The organism is Blochmannia endosymbiont of Camponotus modoc (assembly GCF_023585785.1).
Taxonomy (GTDB): domain Bacteria; phylum Pseudomonadota; class Gammaproteobacteria; order Enterobacterales; family Enterobacteriaceae; genus Blochmanniella.
Map to the genome: position 1 here is coordinate 449,619 of NZ_CP097765.1, position 22,135 is coordinate 471,753.

A 22,135-nucleotide genomic window follows, 5' to 3' on the forward strand; every position below is an offset into this window, starting at 1 on the left:
TTTAGAATGATGTTATTTTATCTGAATCATATATATTTCCAATTAAATGTTTTTTGTCAATGTACATCATTACACGAAGACATACTACCTAAGAATTTCATATTTATTGGTTTATTTAAAATACGTGCATGAGACAACTGCGTTAGTATTTTGTTACTAGATAGCCCTTTGTCTAACTCAATAATAGCATGAAAAGAAAATAATTTAATATTACCTATTTCGTGATAACGAATATTAGCAATATTATTCGAAAGTACTCTAATAATATGACGTATTTTAACTCCATCATTACGCCCTACTGATATGTGATAAGCATCCATATTATCAGCAATTTTAGATTGCAACCTAGTTTTAATAGCTCTATAATTTTGACGATTACTATTTATACGCATTTTAGAAACTGATTTATTTTTAACAATCGGATCTGGAGGTAATACCAATGGACGATTTCCTTGCGCTATTTTCAGCAAAACCGCTGCTAAATTTTCCGTTGTCAAGTCTCTTCTAGGTTTTATTTGGGGTAATAGAGCTCGATATACATCCAAATCATCATTCTCAGTACTTAATTGATATTCTACTTTATTCGTAAATCTCAATAATCGACAATCAAATAAAGTTTTAGAGGTAGGATACTGAACCTCTGGAATTTTTAAGTTTATTTTACGTTCAATATGACGCAACAAACGACATTCTTTCTGCTCTACAAATAATAAAGATTTTCCCATGCGTCCTGCTCTACCAGTTCTGCCTATACGATGTATATAGGCATCAGAATTTATTGGTATATCATAATTTATTACTAAACTAATACGATGCACATCTAATCCACGTGCAGCAACATCAGTAGCTATAAGAATATCTAATTTACCATGCCTTAATCGATCTAACGTCTGATGTCGTACTGTTTGATTCATATCTCCATTCAAAGCTGCACTATTGTAACCAAATCTCTCTAATATTTCGGAAATCTCTAGCGTTGCATATTTAGTACGAACAAAAACAATAGCTGCATCAAAATCTTCTGTTTCTAAAAAACGCATTAAAGCGTCATGTTTAGCGATTCCTGCATGCACTAACCAATAACTTTGTCTAATATTAGCACACATGCTAGTATTAGAATGAATAAATACTTCTTTTGGATTATTCATAAATCGATAACTTATACGACGAATACCCATAGGTAAAGTAGCAGAAAATAATGCTGTTTGACGTTTAACTGGAATATTTTTAATGATACGCTCTACATCTTCAATAAATCCCATACGCAACATTTCATCAGCTTCATCTATCACTAAAGTTTTTAGTTGCGATAAATTAGCAGTGCCACGGTTTAAATGATCTATTAGTCTACCTGGAGTACTTACTATAATATGAGGTCTCTTATTTAAAGCACTTAATTGAATGCCATAACTTTGCCCTCCATATAAAGTAACAACATTTATTTTTTTCATATATCTTGAAAAATTAGAACACACTCTCCCAATTTGTATCGCTAACTCTCGAGTAGGCGTTATAATTAAACCCTGAGAACAAGAATTGTTAATATCAATATTATGTAATAATGGTAAAACAAATGCCGCAGTTTTTCCGCTACCTGTATGCGCCATTCCTAACACATCATATCCAGCTAATAAATATGGAATGCATTGAATTTGAATCGGTAAAGGTTTTTCATACCCCACATCATGTAAAACATTGACAATATAACGATTTAATCCTAAATCTATAAAAGAGTCTGCGGTTTTCGACATCTGTGATTACCTCATTTTAATAAACAATTAACTGTATAAAATACACATCAAAACCCTTTTAAAAAATATAAAAAGAATACACATACAGACGGATTAAAGTTATTTTAATAACAACGCTCTCGTCATACATATCCTGCGCTTGCAATAACTACAAATTAAAATAAAATTAACAATATTGATTATAACTTCATGAATACGAGTATAAATTCCATTTCATAAAGAAGAAAAAACATTAATTCTTGAGATGCTATGAAATATTAACCATATATATTTTGTATAAGTTATGTAATAGTGTATCACTAATTCAATTGATTTATTTCCTTAGTACCCATATTTATCTTGTATTAGAATTTTATTCTATTAAGCATCAAATGATTTGATTTGATTTATTTTTTAAATGATAATATGCACTATCTTACTTAATTGTATTATATACCTTATATATACCCTTATATATGCCTTAATATTATATATGATTTTTTTATTGCTATAAATTTCAACACCCAACCTAGAACCTAGCTACATGAATCGTCACCGATCTTTTCTATGTAATCAACCACGCAACTACAATTATCTCACATACGTAAACATATAAAATTTTATCACAGTAAAATACTATGCGCTCACTTGATGTACCCCTTTCATACTCAATCGAATTCGTCCCTGACGATCTATTTCTAACACTTTTACTAGTACTTCTTGTCCTAATTTCAAATAATCAGTTACTTTATTTATTCTTCTTTCAGAAATCTGGGAAATGTGAACTAATCCTTCTTTTCCAGAAAGGATAGTAACAAATGCTCCAAATTCCACAATGTGACTAACTTTTCCAGTATAAATGGCTCCTATTTCAATGTTTGCAGTGATATCGTTAATTCTACGAATAGCTTGTTTTGCTTTGTCATAATCTAAAGCAACTATTTTTATGATGCCATTATCTTCAATATCAATAATAGTATTAGTTTCTTCAGTCAATGAGCGAATAACTGATCCTCCTTTTCCTATAACATCTTTAATTTTATCTGGATTAACTTTAATGCTATATATCCTGGGAGCAAATTTAGAAATTTCCTGATTAGGAAACTTAATAATCTGTTCCATAATATCTAATATTTGCAGTCGAGCATTTTTTGCTTTTTGTAGCGCAATATTTATTATATCATAAGTAATCCCATCCGTTTTAATATCCATTTGCAATGCCGTGATACCTTGACGACTACCAGATACTTTAAAATCCATATCTCCAATATGATCTTCATCGCTAACAATATCAGATAATACCACAAAATCGTTTCCTTCCTTAATCAAACCCATAGCAACACCAGCAACTGCTGCTTTAATCGGCACTCCAGCATCCATCAACGCTAACGATGTACCACAAATAGATGCCATAGAGGACGATCCATTAGATTCAGTGATTTCTGACACTACACGTATTGTATACGGAAACTCATTAGCATTAGGCATAACTGCTAACATACCTCGTTTGGCTAAACGTCCATGTCCTATTTCTCTTCTTTTTGGAGCTCCTATGACACCTATTTCACCCACACAATATGGTGGAAAATTATAGTGTAATAAAAATCTATCCGCACGAATACCAGTTAATCCATCAATATTCTGTGCATCGCGTTCTGTGCCAAGCGTAACAACAACCAGCGCTTGAGTATCGCCTCTAGTAAATAATGCTGATCCATGAGTACGTGGTAATATGCCTGTTTTTATATCTATTTTCCGAATTGTATCTTGCGAACGTCCATCAACACGTAATTTGTTCGTTAAAATACGATAACGAATTGATTGCGCTTCTAAGTAATTTAAAAGATACATTATTTCTTTTTCATCTACAGCGGAATGCTGGTAGCTACTAAGAACGGTTTTTACTATATCTTTCTTAATGCCATCAACTTGAGTATGACGCTCCTTCTTATCAAAAAAACAATATGTATCTTGCAAACGAGACTCATACAATTCAGATAAATACGTTTTTAAAGATATATTAACTTCCTTTTCGTTCCAAGAATACTTAGTTTTTCCAACTTTTTTAACTAATTTATTAATATTATGAATCACTATTTGTTGTTGTTCATGACCAAATATAATAGCGTCTAAAATTTCTTTTTCACTTAGTAAACACGATTCTGATTCCACCATCAAAATATTGGATTCAGTCCCTGAAATCACCAAATCTAACTTACTATTAGATAATTCCGTCGTTGTTGGATTTAATACATATTGATTTTTAATATAACCAACTCTAGCTGCCCCAATGGGTCCAAAAAATGGAATATCAGACAAACTCAATGCCGCGGATACTCCTATTATTGCTACAATATCTGGATTTACTTGAGGATTTACTGATACTACCGTAGCAACTACTTGTACATCATTAATAAATCCCTTAGGGAATAACGGCCGAATAGGGCGATCAATCAAGCGAGACGTTAACGTTTCGTTTTCACTTGGTCGACCTTCTCGACGAAAAAAACCTCCTGGAAATTTTCCAGCAGCATAAGTGCGCTCTTGATAATTTACAACAAGAGGAAAAAAATCTTGTTCTAATCTTACTTGATTAGAACTAACTACTGTAACTAATACTGTAGTATCACTCATACTCGCCATGACTGCAGCATTTGCTTGACGAGCTATTGTTCCAATGTCTAAAATTACAGTATGCTGTCCATATTTAAATTTATGAATAATCGGATCTAACAAAATAATATCCTTTTTATAATTTAATATATAATTTTTTAATATGTCTAAATAATCATAAGAACATCATGATCTTAAATATAAAATTAACAAAATTTCATTTTCTAACTTATTTTCAAAAGCTCCTCAATAAATAAAAAAATATCGTCAAAATATTTATATTCTTCACAAACTAAATTATATTAATGACGCAATCCTAAATTTCGTATTAAATTAGTATAATGTAACATGTTATTTTCTTTTAAATATTTCAATAATCTTCTCCGATGAGCGACCATCTTAAGTAATCCGCGGCGACTATGATGATCCTTTTTATGTTTTAAAAAATGATGTTTCAAATGATCAATACGTTCAGTTAATAGAGCAACTTGTACCTCAGTAGAACCAGTATCCTTAGCGTTACGACCAAATGTAGAAATTATTTCTCTTGTTTTTTCAGCACTCCAAGACATGGACAACACCTTTTATTTAAAAAACTATATTTAATTTGAAGATAAATTATATTTGAAAATTAAATTAAATAAAATTGGAATCAATATTCAATTTTTCATTGTATTCCTCTATTTAATTAAAAAATAAATTAGATAAAAATAGAAAATATATTTCTTTATTTTGTACATTATCTGTATCTATCCAAAAACATACAATAAAAACTGTCTAACCCTTATAAACACTGCAAATAACACATATAATCAACACTCATACGTTCACGTAATTTGACTGTATCAATTATCAAAATGTGTCCATTTTATATTCTTGACGCAAAAATAACATATATAAATAATGTCAACATTTGTCATTGGATATATTCGCAAACTCAATCATGATCATATTCATTGGCGTCAAGAAGGCATCTAACTTGCAAAACACTTGTACATCATCAAAAGAATCATTGTAAAAAATAGCTTCCAAAGTTGCTATATTTATCATAGAAGAAGCAATGTACTGCCCTACTGATAAACGACGTAATTCTATGACATGTGCTCCGCAACCTAAATACTCTCCAATATCATTCACCATACTACGAATATAAGTGCCTGTAGAACAATGGACATCTAATTCGATAATATTTTCTGTTTTTTTAATAAGACTCAGATTGTATATATGAATCGACCTGGGTTTTCTAGGAAAATGTATTCCTTTTCTGGCGTATTTATATAAAGGTAATCCACGATATTTTAATGATGAAAACATAGGAGGAATTTGATTTCTTATTCCTCTAAATGATGCTAAACATTGTTCTAATATATAATCATCTGACTGTACAGGCGACACACTAATAATCGTCCCATCTGAATCAAAAGTATCAGTACTTACTCCTAATTGAGCGCTGACTGTATATCGTTTATCAGAATGTAACAAGTATTTAGCAAACTTAGTCGCCTTACCAAAACAAACAGGCAGCATTCCTGTAGCTAACGGATCTAAAGTGCCGGTATGTCCTATCTTTTTAGCATTAAATAATTTTTTAATCTTATTTAAGAATAAACCAGAAGATATTCCTTTAGGTTTGTCTAATAATAAAATGCCATTAATATCTCGATTTCCTATATTCTTATATCGCTTCACTAGAAACCTTAATGCAATTATTAATTTAACTTTTATATTATAATTTTTCTGTAATAGAAATTAAACTATATACTTTTGCTCCTTCAATTAGTGAAGAATCGTATTTAAAGCATAACATAGGCGCTACACGTAAACACATAGTATTAGCTAATAAAAAACGAATAAACCGTGAAGCACGTTGTAATATCATAACAGCAGTATCTATTTCCTCCGGACCTTCTTTATCAATAAAAGTCACAAAAATATTAGCATTTTTTAAATCTTTAGATATTTGAACCCCTGAAATAGTAGGTATACCTATGCGAATATCATCGATCCTATGTTGCAAGATAATAGAAATTTTCTTATGTATTTCTTGAGCAATACGCTGAGTACGATAATTATGTTGAAAGTACATCTGTCTACCTTCCGTAAAAAAATAAACATTTACATTACATGTAAATAAACACCCAATTGAATAATCTAATAATGAACACACTTAATCTCAGTTATACATGAGGTATTTTTACTATATCAAACACTTCAATCATATCTCCAGAATGAATATTTTTATAATTTTTTATACCAATACCGCATTCTATTCCACTGCGTACTTCATTAACATCATCTTTAAAACGCCGAAGCGACTCTAGCTCACCTTCATACACTACTATATTATCTCGTATAACTCTAATTTTTTTATGACGTTTTATCATTCCCTCAACAACTATGCAACCAGCAACGTTTCCATATTTTGGAGAACGAAATACATTGCGTACTTTTGCTAAACCAATAATTTCATGTTTATATTGTGGTACTAACATACCATGCACTGCTTGTTTTACTTCATCTATCAAATCATAAATTACTGAATAATAGCGCACATCTAACTGATCCAATTCAATTATACGCCGAGCAGTAGGATCTGCTCTAACATTAAATCCTAAAATAACCGCATTAGAAGCTGCTGCTAATGCAACATCAGTTTCAGTAATACCACCAATAGACGAAGATAAAATTTTTATTGCTACATCACCACCAGTTGATAAATTTTTTAAGGATTCACGAATAGCTTCAGAAGAACCCTGTGTGTCAGATTTGACAATTAAATTTAATTCAGAAACCACACTAGTATTCTTGATACTGGAAAATATATTTTCTATGTTGGGTTCTTTTTGACGAGCCAATTTTATTTCACGAGACTTTCCTTGACGATACAAAGCTACCTCCCGAGCTTTTTTTTCGTCACGAACTACAATTACACTCTCTCCAGAAGCAGGTGATCCCGATAAACCCAATAATTCAACCGGGATTGAAGGTCCAGCTGAAGTAATTTCATGCCCTAATTCATTGCGCATAGCGCGAACACGTCCATATTCTGTTCCGCATAAAATTATATCACCACATTTTAGTGTACCTTCACGTACCAGAACAGCAACTACAGGACCACGTCCTTTATCTAAAAAAGATTCAATGACTATGGCCCTTGCCATACCATGATGTACAACTTTCAACTCTAACATATCTGATTGCAATAAAATAGCATCTAATAAATTGTCTATTCCATTTCCTGAAGTAGCAGAAACATGTATAAATTGTGTATCGCCACCCCATTCTTCTGGAATAAGACCATGGTTATTAAGATCATTTTTTATTCGTTCAGGATTGGCTTCTGATTTGTCAATCTTGTTTATTGCTACAACCACAGGAACATTGGCAGCCTTAATATGCTCTATTGCTTCAATAGTCTGAGGCATAACTCCATCATCAGCGGCTACTACTAACACAACGATATCCGTTATCTGAGCCCCACGAGCACGCATAGCAGTAAATGCTGCATGTCCTGGAGTATCAAGAAAAGTAATCATACCATTATTAGTACTCACATGATATGCACCTATGCTTTGAGTAATACCTCCTACCTCAGAAGAGGCTATTTTAGTTGAACGAATTCTGTCAAGAAGGGATGTTTTTCCGTGATCTACATGACCCATAATAGTAACTATTGGCGCTCTATTTTCGATTGTAGCACCAGAACTTGTTATATCAATATCACCACGATCATTCATAATTAATTCTTCTAGTTCGTTTTCACGACGTAAAATAACATTATGGCCCATCTCTTCCGCCACCAGTTGAGCAGTATCTTGATCGATAATTTGATTAATCGTTGCGATTATACCCAATTGCATCATCGTTTTAATGACACGAGAGCTTTTTATGGACATCTTATTGGCTAATTCAGCTACACTTATAGTTTGTCCAATAATAATATCGCGAGTAATTGTTTGAACAGGTTTATTAAAAACTTGTACTAATGCGCTTTGTTTACGCTTATTTTTATTAACACGATTCGGAACATACAACTCTTCTTCTATACCCAATTCATCAGATGTTGCCTCATATAAACGATGATGATTACTCCTTTTATGTTGTTTAATTAATTTTCCGCTATTTCGATATCTCGTACGCACACGAGAGCGATTTCTTCTTTCATTTTCTAATTTTTGATTATTATTCTTCTCTAGCAATTCAGGCATACAATATATTTTATTATTATTGGGACTATCTCCTAAATTAGAACGAATTGCATTTGTATTATTTAATTCAATGTCCCAACAGTTTTTAGTCTTTTTTTTAAGAGACTGAGTTTCATCTGATACTTGTAAAGACTTTTCTTCAAATTTATGAGAGATTTTTTCTATAACTTTCTCTTTGTGTTCTGTTGATTCAAAATAACGATGATTTTTTTTGGAGATTTGTGTTAACGATAACGGACTGAGAGTATTACTTATTTTTTTGTTGACCAATCTATTATTCTTTACAGTTAGATTAGATGTTTCACGATTAGCATCAAAAACCATTTTGTTTTTTACACCAATAAACTCTGCCTCTTGTAAGGTAGATTGTACATATGTAAGTTTCTTTCGTATCTCTATGTGTACTTTTTTATTTTTACCACCTACACTAGATACACTTAAAATACTACGCATTTTTCGTTGTAATATTAATTTATTAGATATGTCGTTTTTATTATCATTCATATACTTAAATAAAATTTCTTTTTCTTTTTGAGTTACAATACCTATTTCTGTTTTTAAAATGCCAATATATGAAAACCATTGTATTAATTGATCTACTGACATTTTCATTTCCGCAGCAAACGATTGTATGGTGGTATCTGTCATGGCTTTCCTTAATTATTATGAATAATAATATTAATGTTTGTTATCATTATTAAACCAACAAATATTGCGGGCTTCCATAATTAATTCTCCAATTTTTTCTTTAGTTAATCCTTCAATATCGGAAAGATCCGAAATATCTTTTTCAGCTAACTCTTCTAATGTGGAAATACCACGTTCAACTAATGTTAATGCTAATTTATATTCAATATTAGGTAATCTCAATAATCCTGTAATGGGATGAATAACCGCCGCAGTATAATTATCTTCCTTAACATCTTTTTCATTATGAGTCACAGAAAAATTCTTTAAAGCACTTTTTGCGCGATCTCTAATTATTTCTACTGTTTTTCTATCAAATTCTTTTATTGATAATAATTCTGTCATAGGTACATAAGCTAATTCCTCAAGTGAAGAAAACCCTGAATCAATTAAAATTTTAGCAAATTGCTCACTGATATTTAAGGAATGAATAAAAATATTGATAATAGCACATATTTCAACTTGACGTTTCTTTTCCAACTCATCTACAGTCATAATATTGAGTTCCCATCCGCTTAATTGAGATACTAGACGAATGTTTTGTCCATTCCTTCCAATAGCTTGAGGTAAATTAGATTCCTCTACTGAAATATCCATTGTATGCTTATCTTCATCTATCACAATAGACGCAACATCAGCAGGAGACATAGCATTGATAACAAATTGAACAGGATTATCATCCCATAATATAACATCTACTCGTTCTCCTCCTAATTCACCAGACACAGCCTGAACCCGTGCGCCTCTCATTCCTACACATGCTCCTACTGGATCAATACGCTTATCATTTGTTTTAACGGCAATTTTTGCCCGTGAACCAGGATCGCGCGCTGCGGCTTTAATTGTGATTAATTCTTCTCCAATTTCAGGTACCTCGATACGAAATAATTCAATCAACATTTCGGTCCTCGTACGACTGATAAGTAATTGAGGACCTTTAAAATCCGGTCGCACCAAATAAAGAATACCACGAATTCTATCTCCCAATCTAAAATTTTCACGCGGTAACATTTCTTCTCTATTAATAATACCTTCAGCATTATTTCCTAAATCTATACTTATACTATCTCTATTAATTTTCTTTACTATACCTGTAACGATATCACCCTGTCGATTTAAAAACTGTTCTATAATAATTGCACGTTCAGCTTCACGTACCTTTTGAACAATAACTTGTTTTGCAGTTTGAGTTGTAATACGATCGAAACTAATAGATTCAATGCCATCTTCAATGTAATCACAAATTTGAACTTTTGGATTCTCAAATCGAGCTGCATCTAATGTAATTTCTTTAGTAGGTTGAGTTACTTGTTCCACTACAACCCACCTCCGAAATGTATTAATCTGACCTGATTTACGATCAATTACAACACGAACTTCAACATCTTGTTCATATTTCTTTTTTGTAGCAGCAGCCAATGCTGTTTCTAATGCTTCAAAAATTTTTTCTTGAGGTACAGCTTTTTCATTAGAAACTGCTTCTATAACAGCCAAAATCTCTTTATTCATCCCAGTTTCTCAAACGTTATTTCCTTAATAGCTATTATGTGTATATCATTGTGTAATTAAATTTTAAAAAATAACTCACCCCTACATCGTATTGACAACATAATGTATTGCAATTTATCGATTCAATTACAAAAACTATGATTATAATTAATACAAATTAATTTAATCGTCCTATTCATATCAGACAACCTTGTAACATATAACAGAATTCTATTCGATATTATGAAATTAATAAACCTTGAGAAATTTCCATAGAAAATAATCAGTGATCTACTTATTTGATAGGTACGTTATCAACATGAAAAGAAATCTATTAATATTCTCTGAATATTAACTAAACATTTAACCATAACTAATTTAATAAATTGATATTGTTTATGTAGCCCCTAATATCTAAATATCAACATTTTTCCATTATTCTCAAACGAGAACACCCGGATCGGTCAAGCTTAGTATAACACACAAAACGTATTATTTCCTACAGTATAAATAAAACAACCTACTTGATACGGTTGCGGGGGTCGGATTTGAACCAACGACCTTCGGGTTATGAGCCCGACGAGCTGCCATACTGCTCCACCCCGCGCCTGTACTAAAACAATAAGAATTGTATACCACATAACTCCAAAAAAGCAAATTATTTATATTACGAAACAATACCGAGGACGGGACTTGAACCCGTAATCTCAAATAAGAGAACTACCACCTCAAAGTAGCGTGTCTACCAATTCCACCACCTCGGTTATTAACAATCATCGATAATATGAAATCACATATAGTAATATTTTAATTTATATATACATTGCTGGTTACATATATTTTATGTCTTTTTTATTACATATAAAAAGATATCTTTAACCAATTTGTTGTTGAAAAATTACGCTTAAAATTTATATAATTTTATTAATCTTGTAATTGACTATTTTGTGTATTGTTTTGAATATACTTTTGATTTTGTTTGCTATTTATATTTCCCAGTAACAAACTAAATAAAAAAAATAATATAGCTAAAATTACTATTAAACACGTTATACCATCATTGATACCTCCTGAACCTAACATATCTCCTAAAGAACGACTACTAAACATTCCTCCTGAATCATTATTTTTGTTTTGTTGTAACATAATCAATGTGATTAGAGATATTGCTATAATTAAAAATATAACCAAAAAAGCTTGATACATGACATTATATCGCCTTATATAAACATTTTACATTTAAAAAAAATAAATAATTTCTGCAACTACTAATATTTCTTTCTATATAAAAAATACTATATAACTCCTATATATTACAATTATTCGATATACGCATAATATTTGAAGTAAATTACTATTGTATTGATTTTATTTCCGATCTTATTACAGAAGCAATCCTATTTGCTAAATATAATATTTTACCATAACATTTTCCCTCTACCATAATACGAATATATGGTTCAGTACCAGACTGACGCAATAACACGCGTCCTTGTTCAGATAACTCCTGTTCTACTGCTTTAGTTTCTTTTCTAACCAAATCAGATTCTAAAGGGCTTTGAATACTAGAACAATATACATTAACTAAAATTTGAGGTAATAAAGACACATCATTACATAATTCATATAAACTTACGCAATTATTTACCATTGCGGACAATATTTGAAGAGCAACAATAATACCATCTCCCGTGGTAGTTTTATCTAAAAGTACAATATGCCCGGAATTTTCACCTCCAATATTCCAACCCTTTTTTTTTAACATTGCAAGTACACAGCGATCGCCGACATTAGAACGTATAAAAGGGATATTTAACTGTTTTAATGCCAATACAAGCCCCATATTACTCATAAGAGTCCCTACAATACCACCTGTTAATTGCTTGCAATGTAATTTTTCTCGAGCAATAATGTACAGCATTTGATCACCATCTACTTTATTTCCAAAATGATCAACCATAATGACCCTGTCTCCATCCCCATCATAAGCAATACCTAAATCTGCTTTTTTTGCTAATACATGAGCACGTAATTGCCGAATATCTGTAGTACCACTTTCTTTATTAATATTAACTCCATTTGGACGACACGCAATAGTAATCACATTAGCGCCCAATTCACGAAATACACTTGGAGCTATATGATAAGTAGCTCCATTAGCACAATCTACAATTATTTTTAATTTTCTTAAACTGAGATGAGCAGGGAAAGTTCCTTTGCAAAATTCTATATAACGACCAGCTGCATCAACAATACGACTAGCTTTTCCTAACTCTTTTGGGTCAACACACGTTAAACATTTATCTAATTCTATTTCTATAGAATGCTCTACTTCATCATCTAATTTAGTACCCTTAATAGAAAAAAACTTAATACCATTATCATAAAAAGGATTATGTGAAGCAGAAATTACAATGCCAGCTTCAGCTCTAAAAGCACGAGTTAAATACGCAATAGCTGGAGTAGGCATAGGACCAGTTAATGCAGCAGACAAACCAGCGGCAGCTAATCCTGACTCTAATGCCGATTCTAACATATACCCAGAAATGCGAGTATCTTTTCCAATAATAACGTAATTAGACCTACCCCCACTAAAACGACTTAATACTTTTCCTGCAGCCCAACCAAGCTTCAGAATAAAATCTGGAGTAATGGGAATGCTTCCAACTTTACCTCTAATTCCATCAGTACCAAAGTATTTGCGGCGCTTCATATTAATTTTTGTCCTTATTTTGATCGCTGTTTCAACATCATGCGCACCACTTTTAATGCTTCTGCTGTTTCCTTAACGTCATGCACGCGAATAATTTGTACGCCTTGTGTAGCTGCAATCACTGCGCAAGCAATGCTGCCTATTAATCTTTGTTTAGGATTATATGAATTAGAACTAAGACTAAGCATTGACTTGCGTGATATACCTACTAATAAAGGTAAACCAAAATGATGAAAATATTTCAAATTAGCTAATAGTTGATAATTATGTGATAAACTCTTCCCAAAACCAAAACCAGGATCAAGTAATAATTTATTTCTGCTAATACCCGCTAATTCAAAACGAGTGATTTGTTTAATAAAATACTCGTTTACTGCATGTGTAACATTAGAATACATAGGAGAATTTTGCATTGTATTAGGCTCTCCTTGCATATGTACTAAACACACCGGCAGTTTACAATACAATGCAGCTTTCAGCGCTCCTGTAGCAGTAAGAGAGCGGATATCATTAATCATATGAGCACCGATAGCTGCGCTCTCACGTATTATTAATGCTGATGATGTATTTATTGAAATATAAGTATCAAAACGCTGTGCTATAGCACGTACTACAGGTATAACCCGATCCGCTTCTTCTTCATCACTGACAATATCGGATCCAGGTCGTGTTGATTCTCCGCCGACATCAATCCAAGTAGCACCATAAGTAATCATATTAAACACATGATCAATTGCTTTAGGAAGGGTGCAATAATTACCTCCATCAAAAAAGGAATCAGGAGTAATATTTAAAATCCCCATAATTTGAATTTCAGAAAAATCTAAAATACGTTTATTTGTAATCAATGTCATAAATTTAAAGACATCTCCAAGCATTATTTAAAAAATTAATTTAGGTGATCTAATTCATATCAAAAACGTAAAATACTATTTAAAGCTAACAGTAAGTCAATTTTTTGTTTTTATATGAAAATTATTACATATTATTGTGATGCGGCATCAGGATTATCATTGTAAGATTCGCTGTCTACTGATTTTGGCCCTTTTATAGAAGAAACACAAGCCTCCTTACTACTATTGTTAGCGTCAGAGACGCTATTTTCCCATCCAGATGGAGGATTAATTGATTTTCGATCCATCAAATCATTTATCTGAGATGCATTAATCGTCTCGTATTTTATCAACGCATCTTTCATAGAATGAAGAATATCCACATTTTTTATCAAAAGCTCACGAGCACGTATATAATTTCTTTCAATCAAAAATTTAATTTCCTGATCAATAATACGAGCAGTTTCATCAGACATATGCTTTGCTTTCGCCACTGAACGACCAAGAAATATTTCTCCTTCTTCTTCTGCATACAATAACGGACCAAGTTTTTCAGAGAACCCCCATTGAGTTACCATATTTCGAGCAATAGAAGTAGCTACTTTAATATCGTTAGAGGCGCCAGTAGATACTTTATTAGGGCCATAAATTATTTCTTCAGCAAGTCTACCCCCATATAATGTAGAAATTTGACTCTCTAATTTCTGTCGACTAGTGCTAATTGCATCGCCTTCTGGTAAAAAAAACGTTACACCTAAAGCACGTCCCCTAGGGATTATGGTCACTTTATGAACCGGATCATGCTCCGGGACTAATCTACCAATTATAGCATGACCAGCTTCATGATAGGCTGTGGATTCTTTTTGAGCTTCTGTCATCACCATGGAACGACGCTCTGCACCCATTACAATCTTATCTTTAGCTTTTTCAAACTCTACCATCGATACCATATGTTTGCTGTCACGAGCAGCAAATAACGCCGCTTCATTCACGAGATTAGCTAAATCTGCTCCTGAGAATCCTGGTGTACCTCGAGCAATCACTAATATATCTACATCTGATGACAACGGTACATGACTGATGTGTACTTTTAATATTTGTTCTCTCCCCCGAATATCCGGTAATCCTACAACTACTTGACGGTCAAATCGTCCTGGTCTTAATAAAGCTGGATCCAACACATCTGGACGATTAGTAGCAGCTATGACAATGATACCTTCTTTCCCTTCAAACCCATCCATTTCTACTAACATCTGATTTAGAGTTTGTTCACGTTCATCGTGTCCCCCTCCTAAACCTGCGCCTCTCTGACGACCAACCGCATCAATTTCATCAATAAAAATAATACATGGGGCAGCTTTCTTAGCCTGTTCAAACATATCCCGAACACGAGATGCTCCGACACCGACAAACATCTCTACAAAGTCAGAGCCCGAAATAGTAAAAAATGGAACTTTTGCTTCTCCCGCAATAGCTTTGGCTAAAAGTGTTTTTCCAGTGCCAGGAGGTCCTACCATTAAGACTCCTTTTGGAATTTTTCCCCCTAATTTTTGAAATCTGCTGGGTTCACGTAAATAATCTACTAATTCTTTCACTTCTTCTTTTGCTTCATCACATCCTGCCACATCTGCAAAAGTAGTTTTTATTTGATCTTCAGTTAGCATACGTGCTTTACTTTTACCAAAAGACATGGCTCCCTTTCCACCTCCTTGCATTTGACGCATAAAGAAAACCCAAACCCCAATCAATAACAACATCGGAAACCAAGAAATAAAAATAGATGTAATTAAACTAGGTTCTTCTGGAGGCTCCCCAACAACTTTAACTTTTTTAGTTAAAAGAATGTCAAGTAATTTCGGGTCATTTACTGGAATATAAGTAATATAACGATTACTATCCTTTTTAATAACCACAATTTCACGGCCATTAATGCGAGCTTCTTTAACTTGATCCTGGTTTAAATCATACATAAAAGTGGAATAATCCAATTTGCGACTGTTTGAGTCGCTAGGCCCGAAATTCTGGAATAAAGACATCAAGACTACTGCAATGACTAACCAGATACCCAGATTTTTCGCCATGTCACTCAAAAGATTAACCTCGCATTACAACAAAATTTAAATAATTTTAACATATCTACATATAAATTATGTTTACTTACGTTCTTTCGCTACAATATAAACCTCACGAGAATGAGACCTAGAGGCATCTGGCTTACGGATCCTTACTATGTTAAATAAGGAATGCACATCACACAAGTATTTATCCAAACCCTTTCCCTGAAAAACTTTCACTAAAAAAGCGCCTCTACGCATTAATACACTACGACATATATTTAACGCCAAATTCCCAAGATATATAGACCGACTTACATCGATTATTGATATACCGGTTGTATTAGGAGACATATCAGATAAAACCACATTAACCTGTTTCTGTCCTAGCCATGTACATAATATTTTGAAAATATTAGGATTAGAACAATCTCCTTGCAAAAAATTCACTCCAGAAATATTACACATAGACAATATGTCGCACGCTACAATACGCCCTGTCCTTCCTATTTTATTTTTTACATAAAGCGTCCACCCACCAGGCGCTGATCCCAAATCTATTACTGTCATACCAGTAGAAAACAATGCATCCATGCGATTTATTGCATCAAGCTTAAACCAAGACCGTGACCGCAGTTTCTGTCTGTGTGCTGCTTTCACATACTGATCTTTGAAATGTTTTTGTAACCATCCTGAAGAACGCATAGAACGTTTTCTATTTACCATATCAGGTTACTTCTCAAATATTTTTTGAATAAATAACATTGATAAAATGACGACAACTTGTATTTCTTTCAATCTTACTTAAACAAAAAAATAAAAATTCCATAAAAATAAATAAATTTTTTGTGTATATCCAATTTTTATATATTTTTCCAACTATTACAAATAATGTACATAAAAAATATATCTAATTGTAAACAATAAATATTTCAAAACAGATGAAAGTAAAAATATAAACTTATTAGTAATAATGTTAATAGCATCATATATTTGTGTTATTAACATTAATTAATATAGCGACTACGAATACAATTTAATTTTCTACTTTCATAATTATCATTTCGTAAAAAATTTAAAATAAAAACTAAAATAAAAATATGTTTAACAATATTTAACCTGGAGTATTTTATATCTTACTTTCCCTTTTGGAGTATTAATTCGAACAATATCTCCTTCTTTATGACCAATCAAACCTCTAGCAATAGGAGAATTGATAGAAATCATATGTTCTTTAAGATTTGCCTCATCGTCCCCTACAATACTATACGTTTGTCTATGTGTTGTATCCAAGTTTTCAACACCAACCGTAGCACCAAAAACTATTTTATCGTCAGTAGTTAGTTTGGAAATATCTATAATATATGCATTAGAAAGCTTAGACTCTATTTCTTGAATACGACCCTCACAAAATCCTTGTTGTTCTCGAGCAGCATGATACTCAGCATTTTCTTTTAAGTCGCCATGCTCCCGCGCTTCGGAAATATTTTTTATAATTTCTGGGCGACGAACATTTTTTAAATAATCCAGTTCCTCTCTCAACTTTTCAGCTCCACGTAAAGTCATTGGTATGCGCTTCATGTTGTACCTTTATTATATTGCATACATTTAAACAATAAACAATCACACTACATACAAAAGCATGATTTAATTAAACATTATATATTTTTATCTTTTTAAAAAAAATTGTTATTACCTAGCTTTTAAGAACTTTATCAAAAAATATTTCTCTTAATATGTATGGAGTATTTTTTAAATAGCTATGTTTATAAAACATCATAAATTTTACGATATCATGATATTAAAATTTTTTAAACTTAACGGTATATTATGTGTATTGTTTTAAAATAACAATAGAATTAGCTAATCCTGATTCCTACTCATTGTCTTGTGTATCCATAAGATTTGATTCTTGACTTTGAGTATGATGAATAATAAATTTCATAATACTGTTACATAGCGTAAATACATTAGTATTATACATAGAAGATATGGAGTAATAGCGCCCTTTCCATTTTAAGGAACTAATAACACGGTTAATCCTTTTTTCCGCCACGTTTCGTTCCAACAAATCTATTTTATTGAATATTAACCAACAAGGTTTGCTAACTAAATTTTCATTATAATTACTTAATTCATGCTGAATAGTAATAATATTTTCTAATGGATCAGAATTATCCACAGGCGCAATATCAATAAAATGCAGTAAAATTTGACAGTGTTCTAGATGCTTCAAAAATTGCATTCCTAATCCTAAACCATGAGAAGCGCCTTTAATAATACCAGGAATATCTGCAATAATAAATCTGTCATAGTTATTAATTTGTACTACACCTAAATACGGTACTAATGTAGTAAATGGATAATCTGCCACTTTTGGTTTAGCTGATGATATTATACGAATAAAACTAGATTTTCCAGAATTAGGTAATCCAAATATTCCAACATTTGCTATTAGCAGCAATTCTAATAGCAAATGTTGGAATTCTCCTGTTGACCCATGTGTATTAAGTGCCTTACGATGCAAAGAAGATTTAAAATGTCCATTCCCTAAACCATGGCGACCTCCTTTAGCCACCATCAACTGCTTATGATGAATACCCATATCTCCCAATAATTTATTTGTTTTTTTATAGCTTACTCTAGTTCCCCACGGAACTTTCACAATAACATCTTTGCCTCTTTTACCAGTACAACCACGGCTACGCCCGCATTGTCCATGCCCGGCTCTAAAAACACAATTAGAATGAAAATAATTTAAAGTATTAATATTAGGATCTGCTAATAACCAAACATCCCCACCATTTCCTCCATTACTACCATTAGGTTTTTTCAAAAAAGAAGATCTTCTTCCTGATTTTTGAAAACTGATACATCCATTCCCTCCGTTACCAGCAATAACCGTAATATTGGTCATGTCGACAAATTTCATAATATATCTCTAATATATCGTCTATATTTATAGTATGTACATCTTATCACTTAATAAATTAGTGTAAATTTTGTAATAATTAAAATTTATGCCATATTGTTAAATAACGTTTTTAGTATTTTTGTTACTGATATCGTTATCAATATACATAATTATTTACCTTTCAAATCTGTATGAACACATGAACGTTTTTATGATTCTTGAACCTTATAAAAAACACATATGTCATTTTTAAAATACTAATACAATCATCGCTTATAACTATACAACTACCAAAATACCCGAGCGCAATTAATTTTTATTTATAAAATAAAAAATTTTAATTATTAAGTAACATTAACAAATTACATTTCTATTTCTGAGAAACGATACTAATAAACTTACGACGCAATGCTCCCCTTTTTTCAAATAAAACTTTCCCAGATTTTAAAGCAAAAAGAGTATAATCCCTTCCACAACCTACGTATTTTCCTGGATGAAATGTATTGCCTCGTTGGCGCACAATAATAGTGCCTGACGATACACATTCACCTCCAAAACATTTAACTCCTAAACGCTTACTATGTGAATCTCGACCGTTACGAGTAGAGCCTCCAGCTTTTTTATGTGCCATTTTTATTCCTTATTTCTTAATGATTTGGATTGCAATTGCTTATGTTTATGCTTATTATTTTTATTGTTGTAAAACACTGACGATGTCCTTGAAATTTACGAAAATGTTTACGACGTCTAAATTTAATAATCTTTATCTTCTGATTAAGACTCTGAGCTATAATTTCTGCTATAATCTGTCCATTTTTTATAAAAGGACTCCCTATATGAAGGCATTCATTAGACTCAATAAGCAATATTTGATTAAATTCAACGTGATTACCAATGTCAATATCAAGCCGTTCTATATGAATCACTTGACCTTCAACAACACGATACTGTTTACTACCAGTTTGAAAAACTGCATACATAAATAATAATCCATCTCTTGTTTATAATCTGATATTATTTCTATACATATTCTTATACATTAAAAAAAAATGTTTCTCAACACAATAATAAAATTTACTGCATACTCACAAGTGTAGTTTAACTTAATAAAAATCAAATTGCATACGTAAGTAACATATAAATACATCAACATTTCATATTTATAATAATATTAATGAATATTGATCAAATCTCCGAACTAACTGAACAAGATATGGAAGATGTGAATTCAGAAATTCGCACGCGATTAGCATCTGAAATTACTTTAATTAACAAACTTGTTCAATACATTGTAGATAGCGGGGGAAAACGAATTAGACCCATGATTACCTTGCTGACCGCAAGGGCGTTATGTTATAAAAAAACACAACATGTTACTATTGCTACATTAATAGAGTTTATTCATACTGCTACTTTGTTACATGATGACGTAGTAGATAAATCACACATGAGACGCGGTAGGAGAACTACTAATGCAATTTTTGGTAATGCTGCTAGTGTATTAGTAGGGGATTTTATATATACACGAGCTTTTCAAATGATGACTGAATTAGAATCCTTGCGAATATTATCTTTGATGGCAGATGCGGTCAATATAATTGCAGCAGGTGAGATATTGCAATTAACACATTGTAATGACCCCAGTATTACTATCGATAGTTACATGAAAATTATTTATAGTAAAACTGCTCGTTTATTTGAAGTAGCTTCTCAATCATCTGCTATTTTAGCTGGTGCCAATGCATGTCAAGAAAAAGCATTGCGTAATTACGGGCGATATATGGGAATTGCCTTTCAACTAGTTGATGATGTATTAGATTATTCTGCCTCAGAAACAATATTTGGGAAAAATGTCGGAAATGATTTAAATGAAGGAAAGCTTACTCTCCCTCTGCTACACGCTATTCATCATAGCACCTCAAAACAAGCATCACTTATAATCCAATCTATTAAAAAAGGTAACCATCGTCACTTGTTAAATATAATTTTAGATACAATGCATCAACATGGATCATTAGAATACACTCGACAATGCGCTGAAACAGAAATCAAAAAAGCTATTTCTTGTCTTGATATTTTACCTCCTTCTCCTTACCGACAAGCATTAGAAAGTTTAGCGGCTTATACGATTCAAAGAATTTATTAGATTTTCACTTTAAAATTACAAATACATTTGACACTAAAAATTATATATAAAATGTAAAATTGTGATGCTTATAAACATGAAATACTTTTATTAACTGTAATAAACGTAATTATGTTATGTTAACAAACATATTGATAATAAATCATATATAACATATGATTGTTTTTTAAGTTTATTATTTACATATATAGGCAATATAAATGTATTTCAATCAAGTACCAGCGGGAAAAAATATTCCAGAAGATATATATGTGATTATTGAAATTCCAGCTAATTCTGACCCAATTAAATATGAAATTGATAAAAAAACAGGAATAATATTCGTTGATCGTTTTTTATTAACACCTATGTTTTACCCTTGCAATTATGGCTATATTAATAATACTTTATCTCTGGACGGAGATCCAGTAGATGTCTTAGTGCCTACCCAATATCCTTTACAATCAGGTTGTGTAATACTTTGCCGACCTATAGGCATGCTTAATATGATAGATGAATCTGGAGAAGATGCAAAAATAATTGCAGTGCCCCATGAGAAAATATCAGAACAATACTCACTAGTAAAAGATATAAATGATTTTTCAATTTTATTGCGCAATCAAATTAGTCATTTTTTTAAAAACTACAAAGAATTAGATTCTAAGAAGTGGGTAAAAATAAAGGGCTGGAGCAATATTAACGCTGCTAAAACGGAAATTTTAAACTCTTTTGAACGTTTTAAAAAAAAAATATAATATCACACTTTCATT

The 22,135-nt window shown here is 31.8% G+C and carries 18 protein-coding genes and 2 tRNA genes; 2 read left to right on the forward strand and 18 right to left on the reverse strand.

Translation table 11 applies throughout. The features are described from left to right. Positions 1 to 56: 56 nt before the first annotated feature. The 18 genes from M9396_RS01900 to rplU all read right to left on the reverse strand — a co-directional run bounded on the left by M9396_RS01900 (position 57) and on the right by rplU (position 20,220). On the reverse strand, positions 57 to 1,751 hold the full coding sequence (locus M9396_RS01900) for a DEAD/DEAH box helicase (RefSeq protein WP_250256522.1): 1,695 nt from the start codon (positions 1,749 to 1,751) through the stop codon (positions 57 to 59). A gap of 615 nt (positions 1,752 to 2,366) precedes the next feature. Then, positions 2,367 to 4,466, reverse strand: coding sequence for a polyribonucleotide nucleotidyltransferase (gene pnp, locus M9396_RS01905; RefSeq protein ID WP_250256523.1), 2,100 nt, complete (start codon positions 4,464 to 4,466; stop codon positions 2,367 to 2,369). 179 nt (positions 4,467 to 4,645) lie between these two features. Next, positions 4,646 to 4,915, reverse strand: coding sequence for a 30S ribosomal protein S15 (gene rpsO, locus M9396_RS01910; RefSeq protein ID WP_250241892.1), 270 nt, complete (start codon positions 4,913 to 4,915; stop codon positions 4,646 to 4,648). A 334-nt stretch (positions 4,916 to 5,249) separates the two neighbouring features. After that, the gene (gene truB / locus M9396_RS01915) at positions 5,250 to 6,032 is read right to left on the reverse strand and encodes a tRNA pseudouridine(55) synthase TruB (protein WP_250256524.1); all 783 of its coding nucleotides are present in this window, start codon (positions 6,030 to 6,032) and stop codon (positions 5,250 to 5,252) included. A gap of 37 nt (positions 6,033 to 6,069) precedes the next feature. Continuing rightward, complete coding sequence (gene rbfA, locus M9396_RS01920; protein ID WP_250241886.1) at positions 6,070 to 6,429, reverse strand: 30S ribosome-binding factor RbfA; 360 nt, start codon at positions 6,427 to 6,429, stop codon at positions 6,070 to 6,072. 91 nt (positions 6,430 to 6,520) lie between these two features. Then, a complete protein-coding gene (gene infB, locus M9396_RS01925) occupies positions 6,521 to 9,199 on the reverse strand; it encodes a translation initiation factor IF-2 (RefSeq protein WP_250256525.1) in 2,679 nt (892 codons plus the stop codon). A gap of 30 nt (positions 9,200 to 9,229) precedes the next feature. Beyond that, positions 9,230 to 10,747 (reverse strand): transcription termination factor NusA, encoded by a 1,518-nt coding sequence (gene nusA / locus M9396_RS01930; RefSeq protein ID WP_250256526.1) that lies wholly within the window; start codon positions 10,745 to 10,747, stop codon positions 9,230 to 9,232. A 512-nt stretch (positions 10,748 to 11,259) separates the two neighbouring features. Then, a tRNA-Met gene (locus M9396_RS01935) sits at positions 11,260 to 11,333 on the reverse strand. Positions 11,334 to 11,404: 71 nt separating this feature from the next. After that, a tRNA-Leu gene (locus M9396_RS01940) sits at positions 11,405 to 11,490 on the reverse strand. Positions 11,491 to 11,650: 160 nt separating this feature from the next. Further along, complete coding sequence (gene secG, locus M9396_RS01945; RefSeq protein WP_250241877.1) at positions 11,651 to 11,932, reverse strand: preprotein translocase subunit SecG; 282 nt, start codon at positions 11,930 to 11,932, stop codon at positions 11,651 to 11,653. A gap of 148 nt (positions 11,933 to 12,080) precedes the next feature. Continuing rightward, entirely contained in the window at positions 12,081 to 13,439 is a 1,359-nt protein-coding gene (gene glmM, locus M9396_RS01950) for a phosphoglucosamine mutase (RefSeq protein ID WP_250256527.1), read from the reverse strand. 14 nt (positions 13,440 to 13,453) lie between these two features. Continuing rightward, the gene (folP, locus tag M9396_RS01955; RefSeq protein ID WP_250256528.1) at positions 13,454 to 14,293 is read right to left on the reverse strand and encodes a dihydropteroate synthase; all 840 of its coding nucleotides are present in this window, start codon (positions 14,291 to 14,293) and stop codon (positions 13,454 to 13,456) included. A gap of 131 nt (positions 14,294 to 14,424) precedes the next feature. Further along, complete coding sequence (gene ftsH / locus M9396_RS01960) at positions 14,425 to 16,353, reverse strand: ATP-dependent zinc metalloprotease FtsH (protein WP_250256529.1); 1,929 nt, start codon at positions 16,351 to 16,353, stop codon at positions 14,425 to 14,427. Between the two features lie 72 nt (positions 16,354 to 16,425). Beyond that, positions 16,426 to 17,052: a 23S rRNA (uridine(2552)-2'-O)-methyltransferase RlmE gene (gene rlmE / locus M9396_RS01965; RefSeq protein WP_250256530.1), complete on the reverse strand. Its 627-nt coding sequence runs from the start codon at positions 17,050 to 17,052 to the stop codon at positions 16,426 to 16,428. Positions 17,053 to 17,430: 378 nt separating this feature from the next. Further along, on the reverse strand, positions 17,431 to 17,907 hold the full coding sequence (gene greA / locus M9396_RS01970) for a transcription elongation factor GreA (RefSeq protein ID WP_250256531.1): 477 nt from the start codon (positions 17,905 to 17,907) through the stop codon (positions 17,431 to 17,433). 295 nt (positions 17,908 to 18,202) lie between these two features. Further along, positions 18,203 to 19,258 (reverse strand): GTPase ObgE, encoded by a 1,056-nt coding sequence (gene obgE / locus M9396_RS01975; RefSeq protein ID WP_250256532.1) that lies wholly within the window; start codon positions 19,256 to 19,258, stop codon positions 18,203 to 18,205. Positions 19,259 to 19,610: 352 nt separating this feature from the next. Next, the gene (rpmA, locus tag M9396_RS01980; protein WP_250241859.1) at positions 19,611 to 19,871 is read right to left on the reverse strand and encodes a 50S ribosomal protein L27; all 261 of its coding nucleotides are present in this window, start codon (positions 19,869 to 19,871) and stop codon (positions 19,611 to 19,613) included. A 16-nt stretch (positions 19,872 to 19,887) separates the two neighbouring features. After that, positions 19,888 to 20,220 (reverse strand): 50S ribosomal protein L21, encoded by a 333-nt coding sequence (rplU, locus tag M9396_RS01985; protein WP_250241857.1) that lies wholly within the window; start codon positions 20,218 to 20,220, stop codon positions 19,888 to 19,890. A gap of 194 nt (positions 20,221 to 20,414) precedes the next feature. Here rplU and ispB point away from each other — a divergent pair, with 194 nt between their 5' ends. Both ispB and ppa read left to right on the forward strand, forming a co-directional pair. After that, positions 20,415 to 21,386: an octaprenyl diphosphate synthase gene (ispB, locus tag M9396_RS01990; RefSeq protein ID WP_250256533.1), complete on the forward strand. Its 972-nt coding sequence runs from the start codon at positions 20,415 to 20,417 to the stop codon at positions 21,384 to 21,386. Between the two features lie 200 nt (positions 21,387 to 21,586). Then, on the forward strand, positions 21,587 to 22,120 hold the full coding sequence (ppa, locus tag M9396_RS01995) for an inorganic diphosphatase (RefSeq protein WP_250241853.1): 534 nt from the start codon (positions 21,587 to 21,589) through the stop codon (positions 22,118 to 22,120). Positions 22,121 to 22,135 lie beyond the last annotated feature (15 nt).

Bases quoted from the DNA above. Each gene is read 5' to 3' on its own strand.
- M9396_RS01900 (WP_250256522.1), bottom strand. From the start codon at position 1,751: ATGTCGAAAACCGCAGACTCTTTTATAGATTTAGGATTAAATCGTTAT.
- rpsO (WP_250241892.1), bottom strand. From the start codon at position 4,915: ATGTCTTGGAGTGCTGAAAAAACAAGAGAAATAATTTCTACATTTGGT.
- rbfA (WP_250241886.1), bottom strand. From the start codon at position 6,429: ATGTACTTTCAACATAATTATCGTACTCAGCGTATTGCTCAAGAAATA.
- infB (WP_250256525.1), bottom strand. From the start codon at position 9,199: ATGACAGATACCACCATACAATCGTTTGCTGCGGAAATGAAAATGTCA.
- nusA (WP_250256526.1), bottom strand. From the start codon at position 10,747: ATGAATAAAGAGATTTTGGCTGTTATAGAAGCAGTTTCTAATGAAAAA.
- secG (WP_250241877.1), bottom strand. From the start codon at position 11,932: ATGTATCAAGCTTTTTTGGTTATATTTTTAATTATAGCAATATCTCTA.
- glmM (WP_250256527.1), bottom strand. From the start codon at position 13,439: ATGAAGCGCCGCAAATACTTTGGTACTGATGGAATTAGAGGTAAAGTT.
- folP (WP_250256528.1), bottom strand. From the start codon at position 14,293: ATGACATTGATTACAAATAAACGTATTTTAGATTTTTCTGAAATTCAA.
- ftsH (WP_250256529.1), bottom strand. From the start codon at position 16,353: ATGGCGAAAAATCTGGGTATCTGGTTAGTCATTGCAGTAGTCTTGATG.
- rlmE (WP_250256530.1), bottom strand. From the start codon at position 17,052: ATGGTAAATAGAAAACGTTCTATGCGTTCTTCAGGATGGTTACAAAAA.
- greA (WP_250256531.1), bottom strand. From the start codon at position 17,907: ATGAAGCGCATACCAATGACTTTACGTGGAGCTGAAAAGTTGAGAGAG.
- obgE (WP_250256532.1), bottom strand. From the start codon at position 19,258: ATGAAATTTGTCGACATGACCAATATTACGGTTATTGCTGGTAACGGA.
- rpmA (WP_250241859.1), bottom strand. From the start codon at position 19,871: ATGGCACATAAAAAAGCTGGAGGCTCTACTCGTAACGGTCGAGATTCA.
- rplU (WP_250241857.1), bottom strand. From the start codon at position 20,220: ATGTATGCAGTTTTTCAAACTGGTAGTAAACAGTATCGTGTTGTTGAA.
- ispB (WP_250256533.1), top strand. From the start codon at position 20,415: ATGAATATTGATCAAATCTCCGAACTAACTGAACAAGATATGGAAGAT.
- ppa (WP_250241853.1), top strand. From the start codon at position 21,587: ATGTATTTCAATCAAGTACCAGCGGGAAAAAATATTCCAGAAGATATA.